Genomic DNA, 15,289 nt, shown 5'->3' on the forward strand with positions numbered 1-15,289 from the left:
TTCCCGGAAAAAAGACAGTGCACGACGGCGGGTGCCACCCCTGGGAAGGGGAGGGCACCCGCCGTTGCTCTCTGTGCCGCCTCAGGCGAGGCCCGGGGCCTGCGGGCTGCCGGTCAGCGCCAGCCGGTAGTCGAGGATGAGTGCCAGCAGTCTGGCCTCGTCGCGTTGGGCCTTCTGCCGGTGGGAGCCGGCAATGATCCGGTTCCGGGTGGCTGCCAGACGCATCGCCGTCCGGGTGAAACCGCGCATGGCCTTCCGACGTCCGGTGGCCGAAGCCCAGCCATTGGCTTGGCGGCGTCCCCTGCGGGTGGCGAACATTTCGACCTCCTCCGGGCTGAACCAGCCGGCCTGGGCATAATCGTTCAACCGTTGGGCCACCAGCCGGCGTTCGGCCCGGCGCAGCATGATCACCGCCACGATGGCACAGATGAACAGGGGGACCTGCAGCAGCACGTAGAACGTCCAGAAGTTGTGGAAGATCAGCCCCACCCCGCCGTTCCACAGGAAATGTCCGAGCATCGCCGGGATCAGACCGGCCAGGAAGTATAGGGGCCAGTAGCGACGGGCCCCGCGTTGCACGGCCAGGCCCAGGGCGAATCCGGTCCACGCGGTGAACATCACGTGGGCGAAGGGTGAGAACAGGCCGCGCAACACGAACACCTGCACCGCCCCGGATCCGGCCCCGGCAAAGGCGTCGGAGAAGTAGAGAATATTTTCGGTGAACGCGAAGCCTGCGGCAATCGTGCCCCCGTAAACGATCCCGTCGACCGGCCCGTCGAAGTTCCTCCGGGCGACGAAGAAGATCAGCAGCACCCCCAGACCCTTCATGGTCTCCTCGATGACCGGGGCCTGCACCACGGCGCCGAAGAGATCGGGTCCGGTGACCGCGGCCAGGGACGCGAAGGCCCGCTGGAACGCTGCCCCGAAGATCAGTGACCCGGCGACGGAGACCCCGGCACCCCAGGCGAACGCGCTGATCAGGATCAGTTTGGGTTCGGGATCCCACCGGTCCACCCAGGCCAGTCCCGCCAAACAAATACCGAGCGGAAACAAGGCCAGCAAGCCCACGACAAAGAGTGTTCCGGCCCCCAGGACCAGTCCCAGCCACAGAGCGACCCCGAGCAGGATCAGCCCGCTGAGCACCAGAACGACCACCAGCCCCGGGCTATAGCGCCGCGGCGGTTTCACGGGGGACAGCCGGGTCGGATGGAACAGGTTTTCGGCCGGCTCGTGATGGGGCCAGGCAGGAGTCGAGGGTGCCGACGGATCCACTCCGTGGAGCTGGGGTTCCCGGGGAGGGTATGCGTTCATGGTTTCCAGCATATCCATTCGTCGGATAGATTCGTTGACGCCCAGGCAGCGGGCAGGGACATACGGCGTCTTGGACATCGTGCCGGAGCGGCCCGGTCCGTAGACTGCTTGCGGCGCAGACCACCGCAGGAAATCCCTTCACGTTCCTGCGTGCATCCCCGGATGCGAGACACCCACCCTTTTTGGAGCGACCATGGTTTCCCCGACGCATCGCGAGACTCCCCCTCCCGCAGTGCAGCCCTCGTCCTCCACACTTCGGCGGGTGATTACCTCCGCCGCGCTAGGCCAGTTCGTCGAGTGGTACGACTTCGTGATCTATGCCTACTCGGCGGTGATCATCGCCAAATTATTCTTTCCCTCGGAGGACCCCGTGGCGGGGGTGCTTGCCGTCTTTGGCGTCTATGCCGTGGGTTTCCTCATGCGCCCGCTGGGCGGCATCGTCTTCGGGCTGCTGGGTGACCGGATGGGACGGCGGCAATTGCTTGTCATCGTCATCGTCACGATGGGTGCCGCGACCATGGGAATCGGTCTGCTGCCCACCTACGGGCAAGTCGGCGTGCTGGCGCCCCTTCTACTCATCTTGTGCCGAATGGTCCAGGGCTTTGCCGCTGCCGGGGAAACCGTGGGATCCAACGCTTTCGTGGCAGAGCATGCACCCACGGGCCGACGTGGACTCTATGTGGCTTTCACCTATAGTTTCTCGACTGTTCCGTCTGTGGCCGCTGCCCTCTTCGTCCTGTTCCTGACCAACACGCTCGGGGAGGCGACCTATAACGCGTGGGGCTGGCGCATCGCCTTCCTGATCGGTGGCCCCATGGCATTGATCGGGCTCTACATCCGCATGAAGGTCGATGAGTCCCCCGTGTATGAAGCGGCGCGAGCCGCTCAGGCGGCGGATGGCCAACCTCAAGAGCATCTCTCATCGACCCGTCCGGCAGTGGTGAGGACCATCGCCTTGGCAGCTCTGGCCAGTCTCGCGTTCTATACGCTCAGTGGATACTTCGTCACGTTCCTCACCACCGGTGCGAATTTGTCCAGCAGCGATGCCCTGCTGAGCAACGGCATCGCTCTGAGCATTTCCTTCATGGCCTTTTGGGTTGGGGGAGCGCTTTCGGATCGTTGGGGCCGCAGGCCAGTGCTGTTCACTGCCATTTGGGCAGTCATCGTGTTGTATTTGCCGGCTCTCTGGCTCGCCAGTCTGGGGACCTTCGCGTCGGCTTTGGCTGGACAGCTCGTCATCGGGATGGTCTTCGGCGTGTACTGGGGAGTTTTCGGTGTGACCGTGATCGAGCTCTTTCCGACGCGTAACCGGCTCAGCGGGGCAACGATCAGCTGGAATCTGGCCTACACGGTCTTCGGTGGCACGGCCCCGCTCCTGGCGACCTGGCTCATCGACAGGACCGGGAGTCTGGTGTCCCCGGGAATCTACATGATGGTCATTGCCTTCATCGCTTTTCTCTGCGTGCGCGGCATGCCCGAAACCGCCGGGTCCAATCTGCTGCATGAACAAGATCGAAGCCAGCCGAGCGGTTCCGAACGGCTCTAGAGGCCTACACGGCCAGGCCACCATCAACCGGCAGGAGGACCCCATTGATATAGGAAGCCTCCTCCGAGAGCAGGAAAGCCACCGTGGCAGCAATTTCCTCCGGCTCGGCCATGCGTTGCATGGGCCCGAAGCCCGAGAGATCCGCTGATTCGGGCATGCCCGCGGTCATGGCCGTCTTCACACCCCCCGGGCACACGGCGTTGATGCGCAGTCCATGCGGGCCGTACTCGCTGGCCGCCGTCACCGTCAGCCCCGCCAAGGCGTGTTTGGTCGCGGCATACATCCCCATCGTCGGTTCGGCGCGAATGGCCGCATGCGAAGCCGTGTTCACGATCGACCCCGAACCCTGGAGCATCATCTGCTCCAAGACGTACTTCATCCCCATGAAGGCCCCGCGCAGGTTCACCGCAACGATCTGGTCGAAGTCCTCGATGCTGGACTCGTGGAGCAGACCGGGGACCTGCAGGATGCCGGCGTTATTGTGGAACAGGTCGACCCGCCCAAAATTCTCGATCGCGGCCTGGACGTAGCCGTGCACGGCACTGGTGTCCGAGACGTCTGCGCCGACCGCATGGGCTTCCGCGCCATGGCCCGTGACCAGATCCAGCGTTTCGTTCAGGGCTTCCTCGTTGTAGTCGACCAGGATCAGCTTCGCCCCGTCTTCGGCCAGCCGTCGCGCCGTGGCACGCCCGATACCGCTCGCCGCCCCGGTAATGATCGCGGCCTGGTCTTTGAACTTCATGTCGGTTCCTTTCCTCGATGGTCTGTGCACCTTCAAGCCATCCTCGGTCGAAAGGTCCGTAAAGGCCAGCATCCTGATGAAGAACCAGCCGTCCGCCGCCGTGGCACGTGATCAACGCCTCCCGAGGCAGCTAGGTCACGCAGCTTCCCCGGGGCGAGAGCCGTCGTCCTCCTGTGGTAATTTTGATCGAGCAGTCACCCTTTAAATTCCGTCCAGTGAGGCGGGGAAGGAGGCGGCATCATGGAAACCTACGGCGCCACCGACGAGACCGGGTCCACCGGTCCCACCAGCGTTCGCACAGTACTTTCAGAAGCCGACATCTCGCGGGCGCTCACCCGCATCGCCCATGAAATCATTGAAGCCAATAAGGGCACCGAGGACCTGGTTTTGCTGGGTATTCCCACCCGCGGCTTCCCCTTGGCGCAGCGGCTCGCGGAACGCATTGCCCGCGCCGAACCGAGCACCAATCCCGCAGCGATCACCGGTCAACTCGATATCACCATGTACCGGGACGATCTGCGCCATTCCACCACCCGCACCCCGCTGCCCACGAAACTGCCGGCCGGCGGCATCGACGGCAAGGTCGTGGTCCTGGTCGACGACGTGCTCTACTCGGGGCGAACCATCCGCGCCGCCCTGGACGCCCTCTCCGATCTGGGCAGGCCGCGTATCGTGCGCCTGGCAGTGCTGGTGGACCGGGGCCACCGCGAATTGCCGATCCGTGCCGACCATGTGGGCAAGAACCTGCCCACCGCCTCCTCCGAAAAGGTGAGGGTCCGCCTGGGTGAATTGGACAGCGCCCACGGTGAACCAGTGAACGACGTCGTCATCGAGTCCCGCGCATGAGGCATCTGCTCTCCACCGCCGACCTGGCCCGCGCCGACGCCATCCGGATCCTGGACATCGCCGAAGACATGGCCGCCGTGGGCACCCGTGAGGTCAAGAAGTTGCCCGCTTTGCGCGGACGCACCATCGTGAACCTGTTCTTCGAGGACTCCACCCGCACCCGGATCTCCTTCGAAGCCGCCGCCAAACGGCTCTCGGCCGATGTCATCAACTTCTCCGCCAAGGGCTCCTCGGTGTCCAAGGGAGAATCCCTGAAGGACACCGCACAGACGTTGAAAGCCATTGGTGCCGATGGGGTGGTCATCCGCCACGGTTCCTCCGGCGCTCCGGCCCGGTTGGCAGCCGCCGGCTGGATCGATGCCCCCGTGGTCAACGCCGGAGACGGAACCCACGAACACCCAACCCAGGCACTGCTGGATGCGTTCACGCTGCGCAACCACTGGGCGAAGGTCCAGGGCGTGGAATCCACCGGCTCGGACCTGACCGGGATGCGCGTGGTCATCGTCGGAGACATCCTGCATTCGCGGGTGGCCCGTTCGAACCTGTGGCTGCTGCGCACCCTGGGGGCCGAGGTCACCCTGGTCGCACCACCCACCCTGCTGCCGGTCGGCGCCGCCGCCTGGCCGTGCACCATCAGCTACGACCTCGACGCCACCCTGGCCGCGGGGGCGGATGCGGTGATGATGTTGCGCCTGCAGGCCGAACGCCAGCACGCCTCCTTCTTCCCCAGCACCCGCGAATACTCGCGCATCTGGGGTTTCGACGACGCCCGCCTGGCGGCACTGGACGCGCAGCCGGGCCGGGAGACGATCATCCTGCACCCCGGACCGATGAACCGCGGGTTGGAGATCTCCTCGGCAGCCGCCGACTCACCCCGCTCCACCGTGCTGGAACAGGTCAGCAACGGCGTCGCCGTACGCATGGCCGTCCTGTACCTCCTGCTTTCCGCGGACCCGCAGCAACCGGGCTCCCTCTGAGAATCGAGAATCACATGAGCACCACCACCTACTTCATCCGTGGGGCGAGCCTCGCCGGCGGCGAACCCTCCGATCTGCTGCTGATTGACGGCCGTATCGCCGCCATCGGCGCCGACGCGGGAACCCACGAAGCAGCAAACACAGCAGAAGTCATCGAAGCAACCGGCCTGATCGCCCTGCCGGGCATGGTCGACCTGCACACTCATCTGCGCGAACCCGGCCGCGAAGACGCAGAAACCGTCGAAACCGGCACCCGGGCGGCGGCCCGCGGCGGATTCACTGCGGTGCACGCCATGGCCAATTCCACCCCGGTGGCCGATACCGCGGGCGTCGTGGAACAAGTCCATAATCTGGGTCAGCGCAGCGGCTGGGTCGATGTGCGGCCCGTCGGCGCCGTCACCGTCGGGCTCGCCGGGGAACGACTTTCGGAGATCGGGGCCATGGCCGATTCCAGGGCCCGCGTCCGGGTCTTCTCCGACGACGGGATCTGCGTCTGGGATCCGGTGCTGATGCGCCGGGCACTGGAATACGTGAAGGCCTTCGACGGGGTGGTTGCCCAGCACGCCCAGGAACCCCGGCTGACCGAGGGCGCCCAAATGAACGAAGGGGAGGTCTCCGCCGTTCTGGGTCTGGCCGGTTGGCCGGCGGTGGCCGAGGAATCGATCATCGCCCGCGACGTCCTGCTGGCCCAGCATGTCGGCTCGCGCCTGCACGTCTGCCATGTCTCCACCGCCGGCTCGGTGGAAATCATCCGCTGGGCCAAATCCCTGGGCATCAATGTCACCGCCGAAGCGACCCCGCACCACCTGCTGCTCACCGACGAAATGGTGCGCAGCTACGACCCCGTCTACAAGGTCAACCCGCCGCTGCGCCGCGAAGCCGATGTCATGGCGTTGCGGGCCGGTCTGGCCGACGGGACCATCGACATCATCGGCACCGACCACGCCCCGCACCCCTCGGAGGCCAAGGATTGCGAATGGGCGCAGGCAGCCATGGGGATGACCGGGCTGGAAACGGCGCTCTCGGTCGTCCAACACACCCTGGTGGAAACCGGGATGATGACGTGGGCGGATGTCGCCCGCATCACCTCGACCACCCCGGCACTGATCGGCCGGCTGGGCGACCAAGGCCGGCCGCTGGCGCTCGGGGAACCGGCCAACCTGATCCTCGTGGACCCGGCAGCACGCTGGACGGTGGACCCCACCACCATGTCCACCAAGGGCAGGAATTCGCCGTTCGCTGGGATGGAACTGCCCGGCAGCGTGCGCGCCACGTTTTTCCACGGCCACCCCACCGTCCTGGACGGCGCCTTGGCCACCCCTCGGCCCTATACCGGAGTCCCAGCATGAGCGAATACGTCCCCTACCTCATCGGCCTGGTCGTGATCGCCGCCGTCGCGATCCTGCTGATGCGCCTCGGCTGGCGTCACCGCCAAGGCCGCCAAGCAGATATCACCGCCCCCGTGGCAACCCCGGCAGCATTGAATGCGCCGCTGGCCGAAGCCGTCGGACAATACGTGTGCACCACCACGGCGGGGGACTGGTTGGACCGCATCAGCGTCCACGGTCTGGGCATGAAATCCAACGCCGAACTCTCCCTGCACCCCGAGGGCGTCCTGTTCTCCCGCAGCGGAGCCCCCGATGTGTTCATCCCCGCCGCCGACCTGGAATCGGTCCGCAGGGAATCCGGAATGGCCGGCAAATTCGTCGAATCCGGTGGCCTTCTGGTCCTGGGCTGGCGGCTGGGAGAGCACGACGTCGATACCGGCTTCCGGCCGCGCGCCGCCGAGGATATGGCCACCCTGGTCTCCGCAGCAGAAACATTGATCCCCGATCACGGCGCCCCCGCGCCCACCGATGACCACACAGCACCGAAGAAGGACAAGCCATGAGCGTCAACACCACCCCCGAACCGGCAGTACTGGTCCTGGAGGACGGCCGGATCTTCCGCGGCCGCGCCTATGGCGCCGGCGGCACCACCTTGGGAGAGGCAGTCTTCACCACCGGCATGACCGGCTACCAGGAGACCCTCACCGACCCCTCCTACGCCCGCCAGCTCATCGTCCAGACGACACCCCATATCGGCAATACGGGAATCAACGTCGAGGACAACGAATCCGATCGCATCTGGGCTGCCGGCTACGTTGTCCGTGACGCGGCCCGCCGCCCCTCCAACTGGCGTTCCGAAGGCAGCCTGGACGATGAACTCATCCGGCAGGGCATCGTGGGCATCCAGGGGGTCGACACCCGGGCCATCACCCGGCACCTGCGCGAACGCGGAGCCATGAAGGCGGGCATCTTCTCCGGGGACGACGCAGCGGCCACCGATGCCGAACTCGTCGCCCGGGTCGCCGAACAGGAATCGATGGAGGGCTCCCAGCTGGCCGAGGAGGTCAGCGCGAAAACCGCCTACACCGTCGAACCTGCCGACTACGGTTGGCAGGGCGAACCGCGGTTCACCATTGCCGCCATCGACCTGGGCATCAAATCCACCACCCCGGAACGGCTGGCCGAGCGGGGACTGCGCGTGCACGTGATCCCCGCGACCAGCAGCTTCGAGGACATCACCGCATTGAATCCTGATGGCGTGTTCATCTCCAACGGGCCAGGGGACCCGGCCACCGCCACCGACCAGGTGGCCACCCTGCGCCGGGTGCTCGACGCACGGATCCCGTACTTCGGCATCTGCTTCGGCAACCAGATCCTGGGCCGGGCGCTGGGCTTCGGGACCTATAAACTGCGCTACGGGCACCGCGGCATCAACCAGCCGGTCATGGACCTGTCCACCGGGAAGGTGGAGATCACCAGCCAAAACCACGGCTTCGCGGTCGACGCACCCCGCGGGGGCGCCTTCCAGGCCCCCGAGCAGAAATACGGTCGCGTCGAAGTGTCCCATGTCTCCTTGAACGACGACGTCGTGGAGGGGCTGCACTGCCTCGACCTTCCGGCGTTCTCCGTCCAATACCACCCCGAGGCGGCTGCCGGACCCCACGATTCCGCCTACCTCTTTGACCGCTTTTTTGACCTGATGGCCGCCAACGGCGCCCACTCCACGAACTCCAAGGAAGAGAACTAATGCCCAAGCGCGAAGACCTCAAGTCAGTCCTGGTCATCGGGTCGGGCCCGATCGTCATCGGACAGGCCGCCGAATTCGACTACTCCGGAACCCAAGCCCTGCGCGTGCTGCGCGAGGAAGGCCTGCGGGTCATCCTGGTCAACTCAAACCCGGCCACCATCATGACCGACCCGGAGTTCGCCGACGCGACCTACATCGAACCCATCACCCCCGAGGTGGTGGAAAAGATCATCGCCAAGGAACGCCCCGACGCCGTCCTGCCGACCTTGGGCGGGCAGACCGCCCTGAACACTGCTATCGCCCTGGATAAGTCGGGGGCACTACAGCGCTATAACGTCGAACTCATCGGCGCGAACATCGAGGCCATCGAACTCGGCGAGGACCGCGAGAAGTTCAAGGGTGTCGTCGAACGCTGTGGTGCCGAGTCGGCGAAGTCCATCATCGTGCACTCCATGGACGAAGCTTTTGCCGCCGTCGAGGAACTGAACTACCCCGTCGTCGTCCGCCCCTCCTTCACCATGGGAGGCCTGGGCTCGGGGATGGCCTATAACGCGCAGGACCTGCGCCGTATCGCCGGTGCCGGCATCCAGTACTCACCAACCTCCGAGGTGCTCCTGGAGGAGTCCATCCTGGGCTGGAAGGAATACGAGCTGGAAATGATGCGCGACGCCAACGACAACGTCGTCGTCGTCTGCTCCATCGAGAACTTCGACCCCGTGGGCGTGCACACCGGCGACTCCATCACCGTGGCCCCCGCCATGACGTTGACCGACCGGGAATACCAGAAGCTGCGCACCATCTCCATCGCGGTCATCCGTGAGGTCGGGGTGGACACCGGCGGCTGCAACATCCAGTTCGCGATCGAACCCGATACCGGTCGTGTCGTCGTCATCGAGATGAACCCTCGGGTATCGCGTTCCTCGGCGCTGGCGTCGAAGGCCACCGGTTTCGCGATCGCCAAGATCGCCACCAAACTCTCCCTCGGATACACCCTGGACGAGATCCCCAACGACATCACCCGCAAGACCCCGGCCAGCTTCGAACCGGCCCTGGACTATGTGGTGGTCAAGGTCCCGCGGTTCGCCTTCGAGAAGTTCCCGGCAGCGGATCCGACACTGACCACCACCATGAAGTCGGTGGGGGAGGCCATGGCCATCGGACGGAACTTCACCGAGGCCCTCCAGAAGGCACTGCGTTCACTCGAGCAGCGTGACGCCCAACTGGAATTCAGCAAACCCAACGCCCTGGACGTCCCCGGCCTGCTCGAACGCAGCCGGGTGGGCACCACCGGCCGGCTGGCCATGGTCCAGCAGGCACTGCTGGGTGGGGCGAGCATCGAGGAAACCTACGAGGCCACCGGAATCGACCCGTGGTATCTGGACCAGCTGGTCCTCATCAACGAGATCGCCGAACAGATCCGGGAGGCCGGTTCCCTCACCGAGGACGTGCTGCGCCTGGCCAAACGCCATGGCTTCTCCGACGAGCAGATCGGTGCACTGACCCACACCCCCGAGGCAGTGGTTCGCGGTATTCGCCACGCCTTGGGCGTGCGGCCGGTCTATAAGACCGTCGATACCTGCGCCGCCGAATTCGCCGCCTACACCCCGTACCACTACTCCTCCTACGACGAGGAGACCGAGGTCGAGCTCCATGAGAAGCCCTCGATCATCATCCTGGGTTCCGGGCCCAACCGGATCGGCCAGGGCATCGAGTTCGACTACTCCTGCGTCCACGCGACCATGGCCCTGCGGGAAGCCGGACATGAGACGGTCATGATCAACTGCAACCCCGAAACCGTCTCCACCGACTACGACATCTCCACCCGGCTCTACTTCGAACCGCTGACCCTGGAGGACGTGCTGGAGGTCATCCACGCAGAGGAGGCCACCGGTGGGGTGTTGGGCGTCTTCGTTCAGCTCGGCGGGCAGACCCCGTTGAAGCTGGCCCAGGAACTGGCCGACGCGGGGGTGCCGATCCTGGGCACCTCACCGGAGGCGATCGATCTGGCCGAACACCGGGGCGCCTTCCAACAGGTCCTGGACGCCGGCGGGCTCATCGCCCCGAAAAACGGGACAGCAGTGTCCTTCGAGGACGCCAAGCGCATTGCCGACGAGATCGGCTACCCGGTCCTGGTCCGCCCCTCCTACGTGCTGGGCGGCCGCGGCATGGAAATCGTCTACGACGAGGCAAACCTCGCCCGGTACATCGAAAACGCCACCGAAATCACCGTTGACCACCCGGTGCTGGTGGACAGGTTCCTCGAAGACGCCATCGAAATCGACGTCGACGCCCTCTATGACGGCACCGATATCTACGTCGGCGGAATCATGGAGCACGTGGAGGAAGCGGGGATCCACTCGGGAGATTCTGCTTGTGTGCTGCCCCCGATCACCCTGGGCACCGAAGTCCAGGCGCGGGTCGCCGAGGCCACGTTGGCCATTGCCCGCGGGGTGGGGGTCCGCGGACTGATCAACATCCAGTTCGCCCTGGCCTCCGACGTGCTCTACGTCATCGAAGCCAACCCGCGCGCTTCCCGCACGGTGCCCTTCGTGTCCAAGGCCACCGGCGTGCAACTGGCCAAGGGTGCGGCCCTGATCGGTACGGGTGTTTCGATCAAGCATCTCCGCGAGGTCCATCACCTGCTGCCCGCCACCGGCGACGGATCGCATCTTCCCGACGACGCCCCGGTCTCGGTGAAGGAAGCCGTCCTGCCCTTCGCTCGATTCCGCACCCCGGAGGGTCGGGTCGTCGATTCCCTGCTGGGCCCGGAAATGCGCTCCACCGGCGAAGTGATGGGGATCGACAAATACTTCGATACCGCCTTTGCCAAGAGCCAGGCTGCGGCGAATTCACCGTTGCCCACCCACGGGCGCGTCTTCGTTTCGGTGGCCAACCGGGATAAGCGCTCCATCGTGTTGCCGGTCAAACACCTGGCGGATCTGGGCTTCGAAATCATCTCCACGGGAGGTACGGCCGAGGTGCTGCGCCGTAATGGCATCACCGCCACCGTGGTGCGCAAGGTGCGGGAGGGCACCGAGGACGGTGAACCGACGATCGCGGATTTGATCACCGACGGCAAGATCGACATGATCCTGAACACCCCTTCGGGGGGCGACGCCCGCGGCGACGGCTACGAGATCCGGGCTGCCGCCACCTCGGTCGGGACGCCGGTCATCACCACGGTGGCCTCCTTCGGGGCAGCCATCCAGGCCATCCAGGCGATGCGCCAATTCGAATGGTCGGTCACCTCCTTGCAGGAGCACGCCGAACGGCTCAACAATTCCCGCCAGGGAGTCTGAGTCGTGACCGCAGAACACGACGCCGGCCGGGAGCCTTTCGGCTCCCGGCTCGGGCGGGCCATGAGGCAGTACGGCCCCCTCTGCGTCGGCATCGACCCGCATCCCGGGCTCCTCGCCGACTGGTCGTTGCCGGACAGTGCTGCAGGGGTGGAACGCTTCGCCCTGACCGTCGTGGAGGCCATGGCGGGTCAGGTGGCCCTGGTCAAACCCCAGGTCGCCCTCTTTGAACGCCACGGTTCCGCCGGTATGGCCGCACTGGAACGGACGCTGGCCGCCTGCACCGAGGCCGACCTACTCACTTTGGCCGATGCCAAACGCGGGGATATTGGCTCCACCATGGCCGCCTACGCTGACGCGTGGCTCCGCGATGGCTCCCCGCTGGCAGCCGATGCCGTGACGTTGAGCCCCTATCTGGGCTTCGGTTCGCTGCGCCCTGCCCTGGAGCTCGCAGCCTCATCTGGCCGGGGGGTTTTCGTGCTCGGACTAACCTCCAACCCCGAGGGGGCCAGCGTCCAACATGTTGGCGGGGCAGCCTCGGTGGCTCGGAGGATCGTCGAAGCAACAGCCGTGGAGAACGAGGGCTCCGTTCTGGGGTCCACGGGGCTGGTGATCGGTGCGACCGTCGGCCCAGCCCTGCGGGAGCTGGGGATCGACTTGGCGGCCAGCCATGCACCGATCCTTGCCCCCGGACTGGGGGCACAAGGGGCGACGCCGGCAGATTTGCGTGCGGTGTTCGGCTCCGTCTGGGATCAGCTGGTTCCGACGTCGAGCCGCGATATCTTGCGAAACGGACCCGACGTTGCCTCCCTGCGTGCCGCCGCAGCCGGCGTGCAGGATTCCTTGCGCGACTGAGGATCTGCGGCTCAGCCCATTGCGCCTGCTCCCAGGGTTCGCTAGGTTCGGATCACATCGTCACTAGGGACGTTCGGTTCCTGGCGACGACAGATTCCTAGCCGGCAGGGGATTACGCTATGGTTTTGAAGTCATTATCGGAGGAAGACCGCGCGAAGGCGCGGGCCAAGGCTCTGGTCTCGCGAACGCGACGAGCCGAAGTGAAGAACAGCTTCGGTCGCGGTGAGCTGACCATTGCGGAACTGCTTGAACTGGCCAGGAGCGATGAGGCGGTCGGACGTTTACGCGTGACGGATCTGCTGGAGTCGGTTCCCGGGATCGGGTCGGTCAGGGCCGCGGCGTTGATGGAACGCATCGGCATCTCGGCTAATCGTCGGCTCCGCGGCCTGGGCCGCAAACAGCAGGCGGCGCTGCGGTCCCACTTCGACGACACGCCGCCCCACGTAAAAAAGTAACAAAGGACACCATGCCGGCTTCCAGCCACCCGCCCGTCACCGTTCTCGCCGGTCCCACAGCAGTAGGCAAGGGGACCGTATCCACCTATATTCGCGATCATTATCCGGAGGTGTGGCTCTCCGTTTCGGCTACGACGCGTGACCCGCGGCCGGGCGAGCAGGATGGGGTCCACTACTTCTTTGTCGGGCCCCAGGCCTTCGACGAACTGGTCGGAGCCGGGGACATGCTCGAATGGGCGGTGGTTCACGGGCGCAACCGCTACGGGACGATTCGTACCAAGGTCGAGGAAGCCGTTGCCGCCGGTCGCCGGGTCCTGTTGGAGATCGATTTGCAGGGTGCCCGCCAGGTCAAGGAGTCGCTTCCGGAAGCAAAATTCGTCTTTCTTGCCCCGCCCAGTTGGGAAGAATTGGTGCGCCGACTCATCGGACGAGGCACCGAATCCGAGGAGGAGCAGCAAAGACGGCTCGATACCGCTAAACTGGAACTTGCTGCCGAATCCGAATTCGACGTCACCATCGTGAACGACGATATTCGGCGTGCAGCCGACGAGCTGGTTTCCCAGATGGGCCTGACTCCGCACGAGCGGTAGTCAGGGTCAACCGGCACCGACGAACACCACACAGAATTTGGAGGCTTCGTGTCTACGAACACCGAAGGCATCATCAATCCGCCGATCGACGAGCTGCTGACCACCACGGATTCCAAGTACGCCTTGGTGATCAACTCGGCCAAGCGCGCACGCCAGATCAACGCCTACTACTCGCAGCTGCATGAGGGCCTGTTTGAGTATGTCGGCCCGCTGGTCGATACCCAGCTGAACGAAAAGCCGCTGTCCATCGCCTTGCGTGAAATCAACGAAGGTCTCCTGCAGGTCAAGCCGTTGGCCGCCGAAGACGCCGAGTAGCACCACCCGTGACGGCCCAGCAGCGCATAGTCCTCGGTATAGGCGGCGGGATCGCCGCCTATAAAGTTGCGTCGCTGCTGCGCCTGTTCACCGAATCGGGTCATCAGGTCGATGTTGTTCCCACCGAATCCTCGCTTCAGTTCGTCGGCAAGGCCACGTGGGAAGCCCTGTCCGGGCGTCCGGTGAACACCAGCGTGTTCGAGGCCGTGGAGGACGTCAATCACGTCCGTCTCGGCCAGGACGCGGACCTGATCGTCATCGCCCCGGCCACCGCAGACCTGATGGCACGGCTCGCCGCAGGGATGGCCAACGACCTGCTGACCAACACCGTTTTGGCCAGCAGGGCGCCGGTCGTCCTGGCGCCGGCGATGCATACCGGAATGTGGGAGAACGCCGCCACCACCGCCAACGTGGCCACCTTGCGCTCCCGGGGGATCACCGTCATCGATCCGGCCGTGGGGCGTCTGACCGGCAAGGACACCGGGGCGGGGCGCCTGCCCGACGCCGAAGACCTTTTCGCGGCAGTGCAACGCTTCCTGCCGCCACCTACACAGCAAAAACCCCCGGGGGAGGCGGCGCCCCCCTCGGGTGAAACTGCCTTGACGGGCCGAACCATCGTCGTCTCCGCCGGCGGTACCCGTGAGCCCCTGGACCCCGTCCGGTTCCTGGGTAACCGTTCCTCGGGTAAACAAGGTACGGCCATCGCCCGGGCCGCCCTGGCTGCCGGCGCCACCGTCCGGCTGGTCGCTGCCCACTTGGAAACCGACGTCCCCGAAGGCGTCGAGCTGAGCACCGCCTCCACTGCACTGGAACTACGCGACGCCGTCACCGAAGCCTGCCAGGGGGCCGACGCCGTGATCATGGCGGCGGCTGTCGCCGACTTCCGGCCCGCCGATTATGCCGGCACCAAGATCAAGAAGGTGGGCGAGGACGGGGCCCCCACCGTATCCCTGGTGCGCAACCCGGATATTCTCGCCGGTCTCGTCGGCCACCGCCGGCAGAACCCGGACGCGGGCCCGGGCCTCATCGTCGGATTCGCCGCCGAAACCGGTGACACCCACGGCTCGGTCCTGGAGTACGCGCGGGCCAAGCTGACGCGAAAGGGCTGTGACCTGCTGGTTGTCAATGAGGTCTCCACCACCCTCGGCTTCGGTACCGAAGACAACACGGTGACCATCCTGGCCGCGGACGGCGGCCCAGAGGCCCGGTTTGCCGGGACCAAGGACGAGGTTGCCCGCGGACTGATCGCGACGTTGGGAACCCTTTTGAACCGGTAGAGTA

Annotated in this window: 14 protein-coding genes; 12 read left to right on the forward strand and 2 right to left on the reverse strand. The window is 65.4% G+C overall.

Annotated elements, in window-relative coordinates; all coding sequences use genetic code 11:
- Window positions 1–81 precede the first annotated feature (81 nt).
- Window positions 82–1,311, reverse strand: a complete 1,230-nt coding sequence (locus FM101_RS13885; RefSeq protein WP_179204339.1) for a PrsW family intramembrane metalloprotease — start codon at window positions 1,309–1,311, stop codon at window positions 82–84.
- A gap of 262 nt (window positions 1,312–1,573) precedes the next feature.
- On the opposite strand from FM101_RS13885, the gene FM101_RS13890 reads away from it, so the two are divergent.
- Complete coding sequence (locus FM101_RS13890) at window positions 1,574–2,857, forward strand: MFS transporter (protein WP_179204340.1); 1,284 nt, start codon at window positions 1,574–1,576, stop codon at window positions 2,855–2,857.
- Window positions 2,858–2,861: 4 nt separating this feature from the next.
- Here the strand turns inward: FM101_RS13890 and FM101_RS13895 are convergent, their stop codons facing one another.
- The gene (locus FM101_RS13895) at window positions 2,862–3,599 is read right to left on the reverse strand and encodes an SDR family NAD(P)-dependent oxidoreductase (protein ID WP_087000698.1); all 738 of its coding nucleotides are present in this window, start codon (window positions 3,597–3,599) and stop codon (window positions 2,862–2,864) included.
- Between the two features lie 240 nt (window positions 3,600–3,839).
- Between FM101_RS13895 and pyrR the strand changes: the two genes are divergently transcribed.
- The 11 genes from pyrR to coaBC all read left to right on the forward strand — a co-directional run bounded on the left by pyrR (window position 3,840) and on the right by coaBC (window position 15,285).
- The gene (gene pyrR, locus FM101_RS13900; protein WP_087000700.1) at window positions 3,840–4,445 is read left to right on the forward strand and encodes a bifunctional pyr operon transcriptional regulator/uracil phosphoribosyltransferase PyrR; all 606 of its coding nucleotides are present in this window, start codon (window positions 3,840–3,842) and stop codon (window positions 4,443–4,445) included.
- Window positions 4,442–5,422 (forward strand): aspartate carbamoyltransferase catalytic subunit, encoded by a 981-nt coding sequence (locus tag FM101_RS13905; RefSeq protein WP_087000702.1) that lies wholly within the window; start codon window positions 4,442–4,444, stop codon window positions 5,420–5,422. The genes pyrR and FM101_RS13905 overlap by 4 nt, the downstream gene beginning before the upstream one ends.
- A 14-nt stretch (window positions 5,423–5,436) precedes the next feature.
- Window positions 5,437–6,771 carry a dihydroorotase gene (locus tag FM101_RS13910; protein WP_087000704.1) on the forward strand — a complete coding sequence of 445 codons (1,335 nt, stop codon included), beginning with the start codon at window positions 5,437–5,439 and terminating at the stop codon, window positions 6,769–6,771.
- A complete protein-coding gene (locus tag FM101_RS13915) occupies window positions 6,768–7,313 on the forward strand; it encodes a hypothetical protein (protein WP_245806710.1) in 546 nt (181 codons plus the stop codon). The genes FM101_RS13910 and FM101_RS13915 overlap by 4 nt, the downstream gene beginning before the upstream one ends.
- Window positions 7,310–8,497 carry a glutamine-hydrolyzing carbamoyl-phosphate synthase small subunit gene (gene carA / locus FM101_RS13920; protein WP_087000706.1) on the forward strand — a complete coding sequence of 396 codons (1,188 nt, stop codon included), beginning with the start codon at window positions 7,310–7,312 and terminating at the stop codon, window positions 8,495–8,497. Before FM101_RS13915 ends, carA begins: the two co-directional genes overlap by 4 nt.
- A complete protein-coding gene (gene carB / locus FM101_RS13925) occupies window positions 8,497–11,796 on the forward strand; it encodes a carbamoyl-phosphate synthase large subunit (protein WP_087000708.1) in 3,300 nt (1,099 codons plus the stop codon). The genes carA and carB overlap by 1 nt, the downstream gene beginning before the upstream one ends.
- A gap of 3 nt (window positions 11,797–11,799) precedes the next feature.
- Window positions 11,800–12,648, forward strand: coding sequence for an orotidine-5'-phosphate decarboxylase (pyrF, locus tag FM101_RS13930; protein WP_281255522.1), 849 nt, complete (start codon window positions 11,800–11,802; stop codon window positions 12,646–12,648).
- A gap of 119 nt (window positions 12,649–12,767) precedes the next feature.
- A complete protein-coding gene (mihF, locus tag FM101_RS13935; RefSeq protein ID WP_087000710.1) occupies window positions 12,768–13,103 on the forward strand; it encodes an integration host factor, actinobacterial type in 336 nt (111 codons plus the stop codon).
- An 11-nt stretch (window positions 13,104–13,114) separates the two neighbouring features.
- Complete coding sequence (gmk, locus tag FM101_RS13940; protein ID WP_087000713.1) at window positions 13,115–13,693, forward strand: guanylate kinase; 579 nt, start codon at window positions 13,115–13,117, stop codon at window positions 13,691–13,693.
- Window positions 13,694–13,741: 48 nt separating this feature from the next.
- The gene (gene rpoZ, locus FM101_RS13945; protein ID WP_087000714.1) at window positions 13,742–14,008 is read left to right on the forward strand and encodes a DNA-directed RNA polymerase subunit omega; all 267 of its coding nucleotides are present in this window, start codon (window positions 13,742–13,744) and stop codon (window positions 14,006–14,008) included.
- Window positions 14,009–14,016: 8 nt separating this feature from the next.
- Window positions 14,017–15,285, forward strand: a complete 1,269-nt coding sequence (gene coaBC / locus FM101_RS13950; RefSeq protein ID WP_087000715.1) for a bifunctional phosphopantothenoylcysteine decarboxylase/phosphopantothenate--cysteine ligase CoaBC — start codon at window positions 14,017–14,019, stop codon at window positions 15,283–15,285.
- Window positions 15,286–15,289: the final 4 nt, after the last annotated feature.

Origin of the sequence: Arthrobacter rhombi, assembly GCF_900163545.1 — a bacterium.
In the GTDB taxonomy this organism is placed as follows: domain Bacteria; phylum Actinomycetota; class Actinomycetes; order Actinomycetales; family Micrococcaceae; genus Arthrobacter_H; species Arthrobacter_H rhombi_A.

What these genes read in the sequence shown, in the direction of transcription:
- pyrR (WP_087000700.1), top strand. Translation starts at nt 3,840, where the DNA reads ATGGAAACCTACGGCGCCACCGACGAGACCGGGTCCACCGGTCCCACC.
- FM101_RS13885 (WP_179204339.1), bottom strand. Translation starts at nt 1,311, where the DNA reads ATGAACGCATACCCTCCCCGGGAACCCCAGCTCCACGGAGTGGATCCG.
- FM101_RS13895 (WP_087000698.1), bottom strand. Translation starts at nt 3,599, where the DNA reads ATGAAGTTCAAAGACCAGGCCGCGATCATTACCGGGGCGGCGAGCGGT.
- FM101_RS13910 (WP_087000704.1), top strand. Translation starts at nt 5,437, where the DNA reads ATGAGCACCACCACCTACTTCATCCGTGGGGCGAGCCTCGCCGGCGGC.
- mihF (WP_087000710.1), top strand. Translation starts at nt 12,768, where the DNA reads ATGGTTTTGAAGTCATTATCGGAGGAAGACCGCGCGAAGGCGCGGGCC.
- carB (WP_087000708.1), top strand. Translation starts at nt 8,497, where the DNA reads ATGCCCAAGCGCGAAGACCTCAAGTCAGTCCTGGTCATCGGGTCGGGC.
- FM101_RS13915 (WP_245806710.1), top strand. Translation starts at nt 6,768, where the DNA reads ATGAGCGAATACGTCCCCTACCTCATCGGCCTGGTCGTGATCGCCGCC.
- gmk (WP_087000713.1), top strand. Translation starts at nt 13,115, where the DNA reads ATGCCGGCTTCCAGCCACCCGCCCGTCACCGTTCTCGCCGGTCCCACA.
- carA (WP_087000706.1), top strand. Translation starts at nt 7,310, where the DNA reads ATGAGCGTCAACACCACCCCCGAACCGGCAGTACTGGTCCTGGAGGAC.
- FM101_RS13905 (WP_087000702.1), top strand. Translation starts at nt 4,442, where the DNA reads ATGAGGCATCTGCTCTCCACCGCCGACCTGGCCCGCGCCGACGCCATC.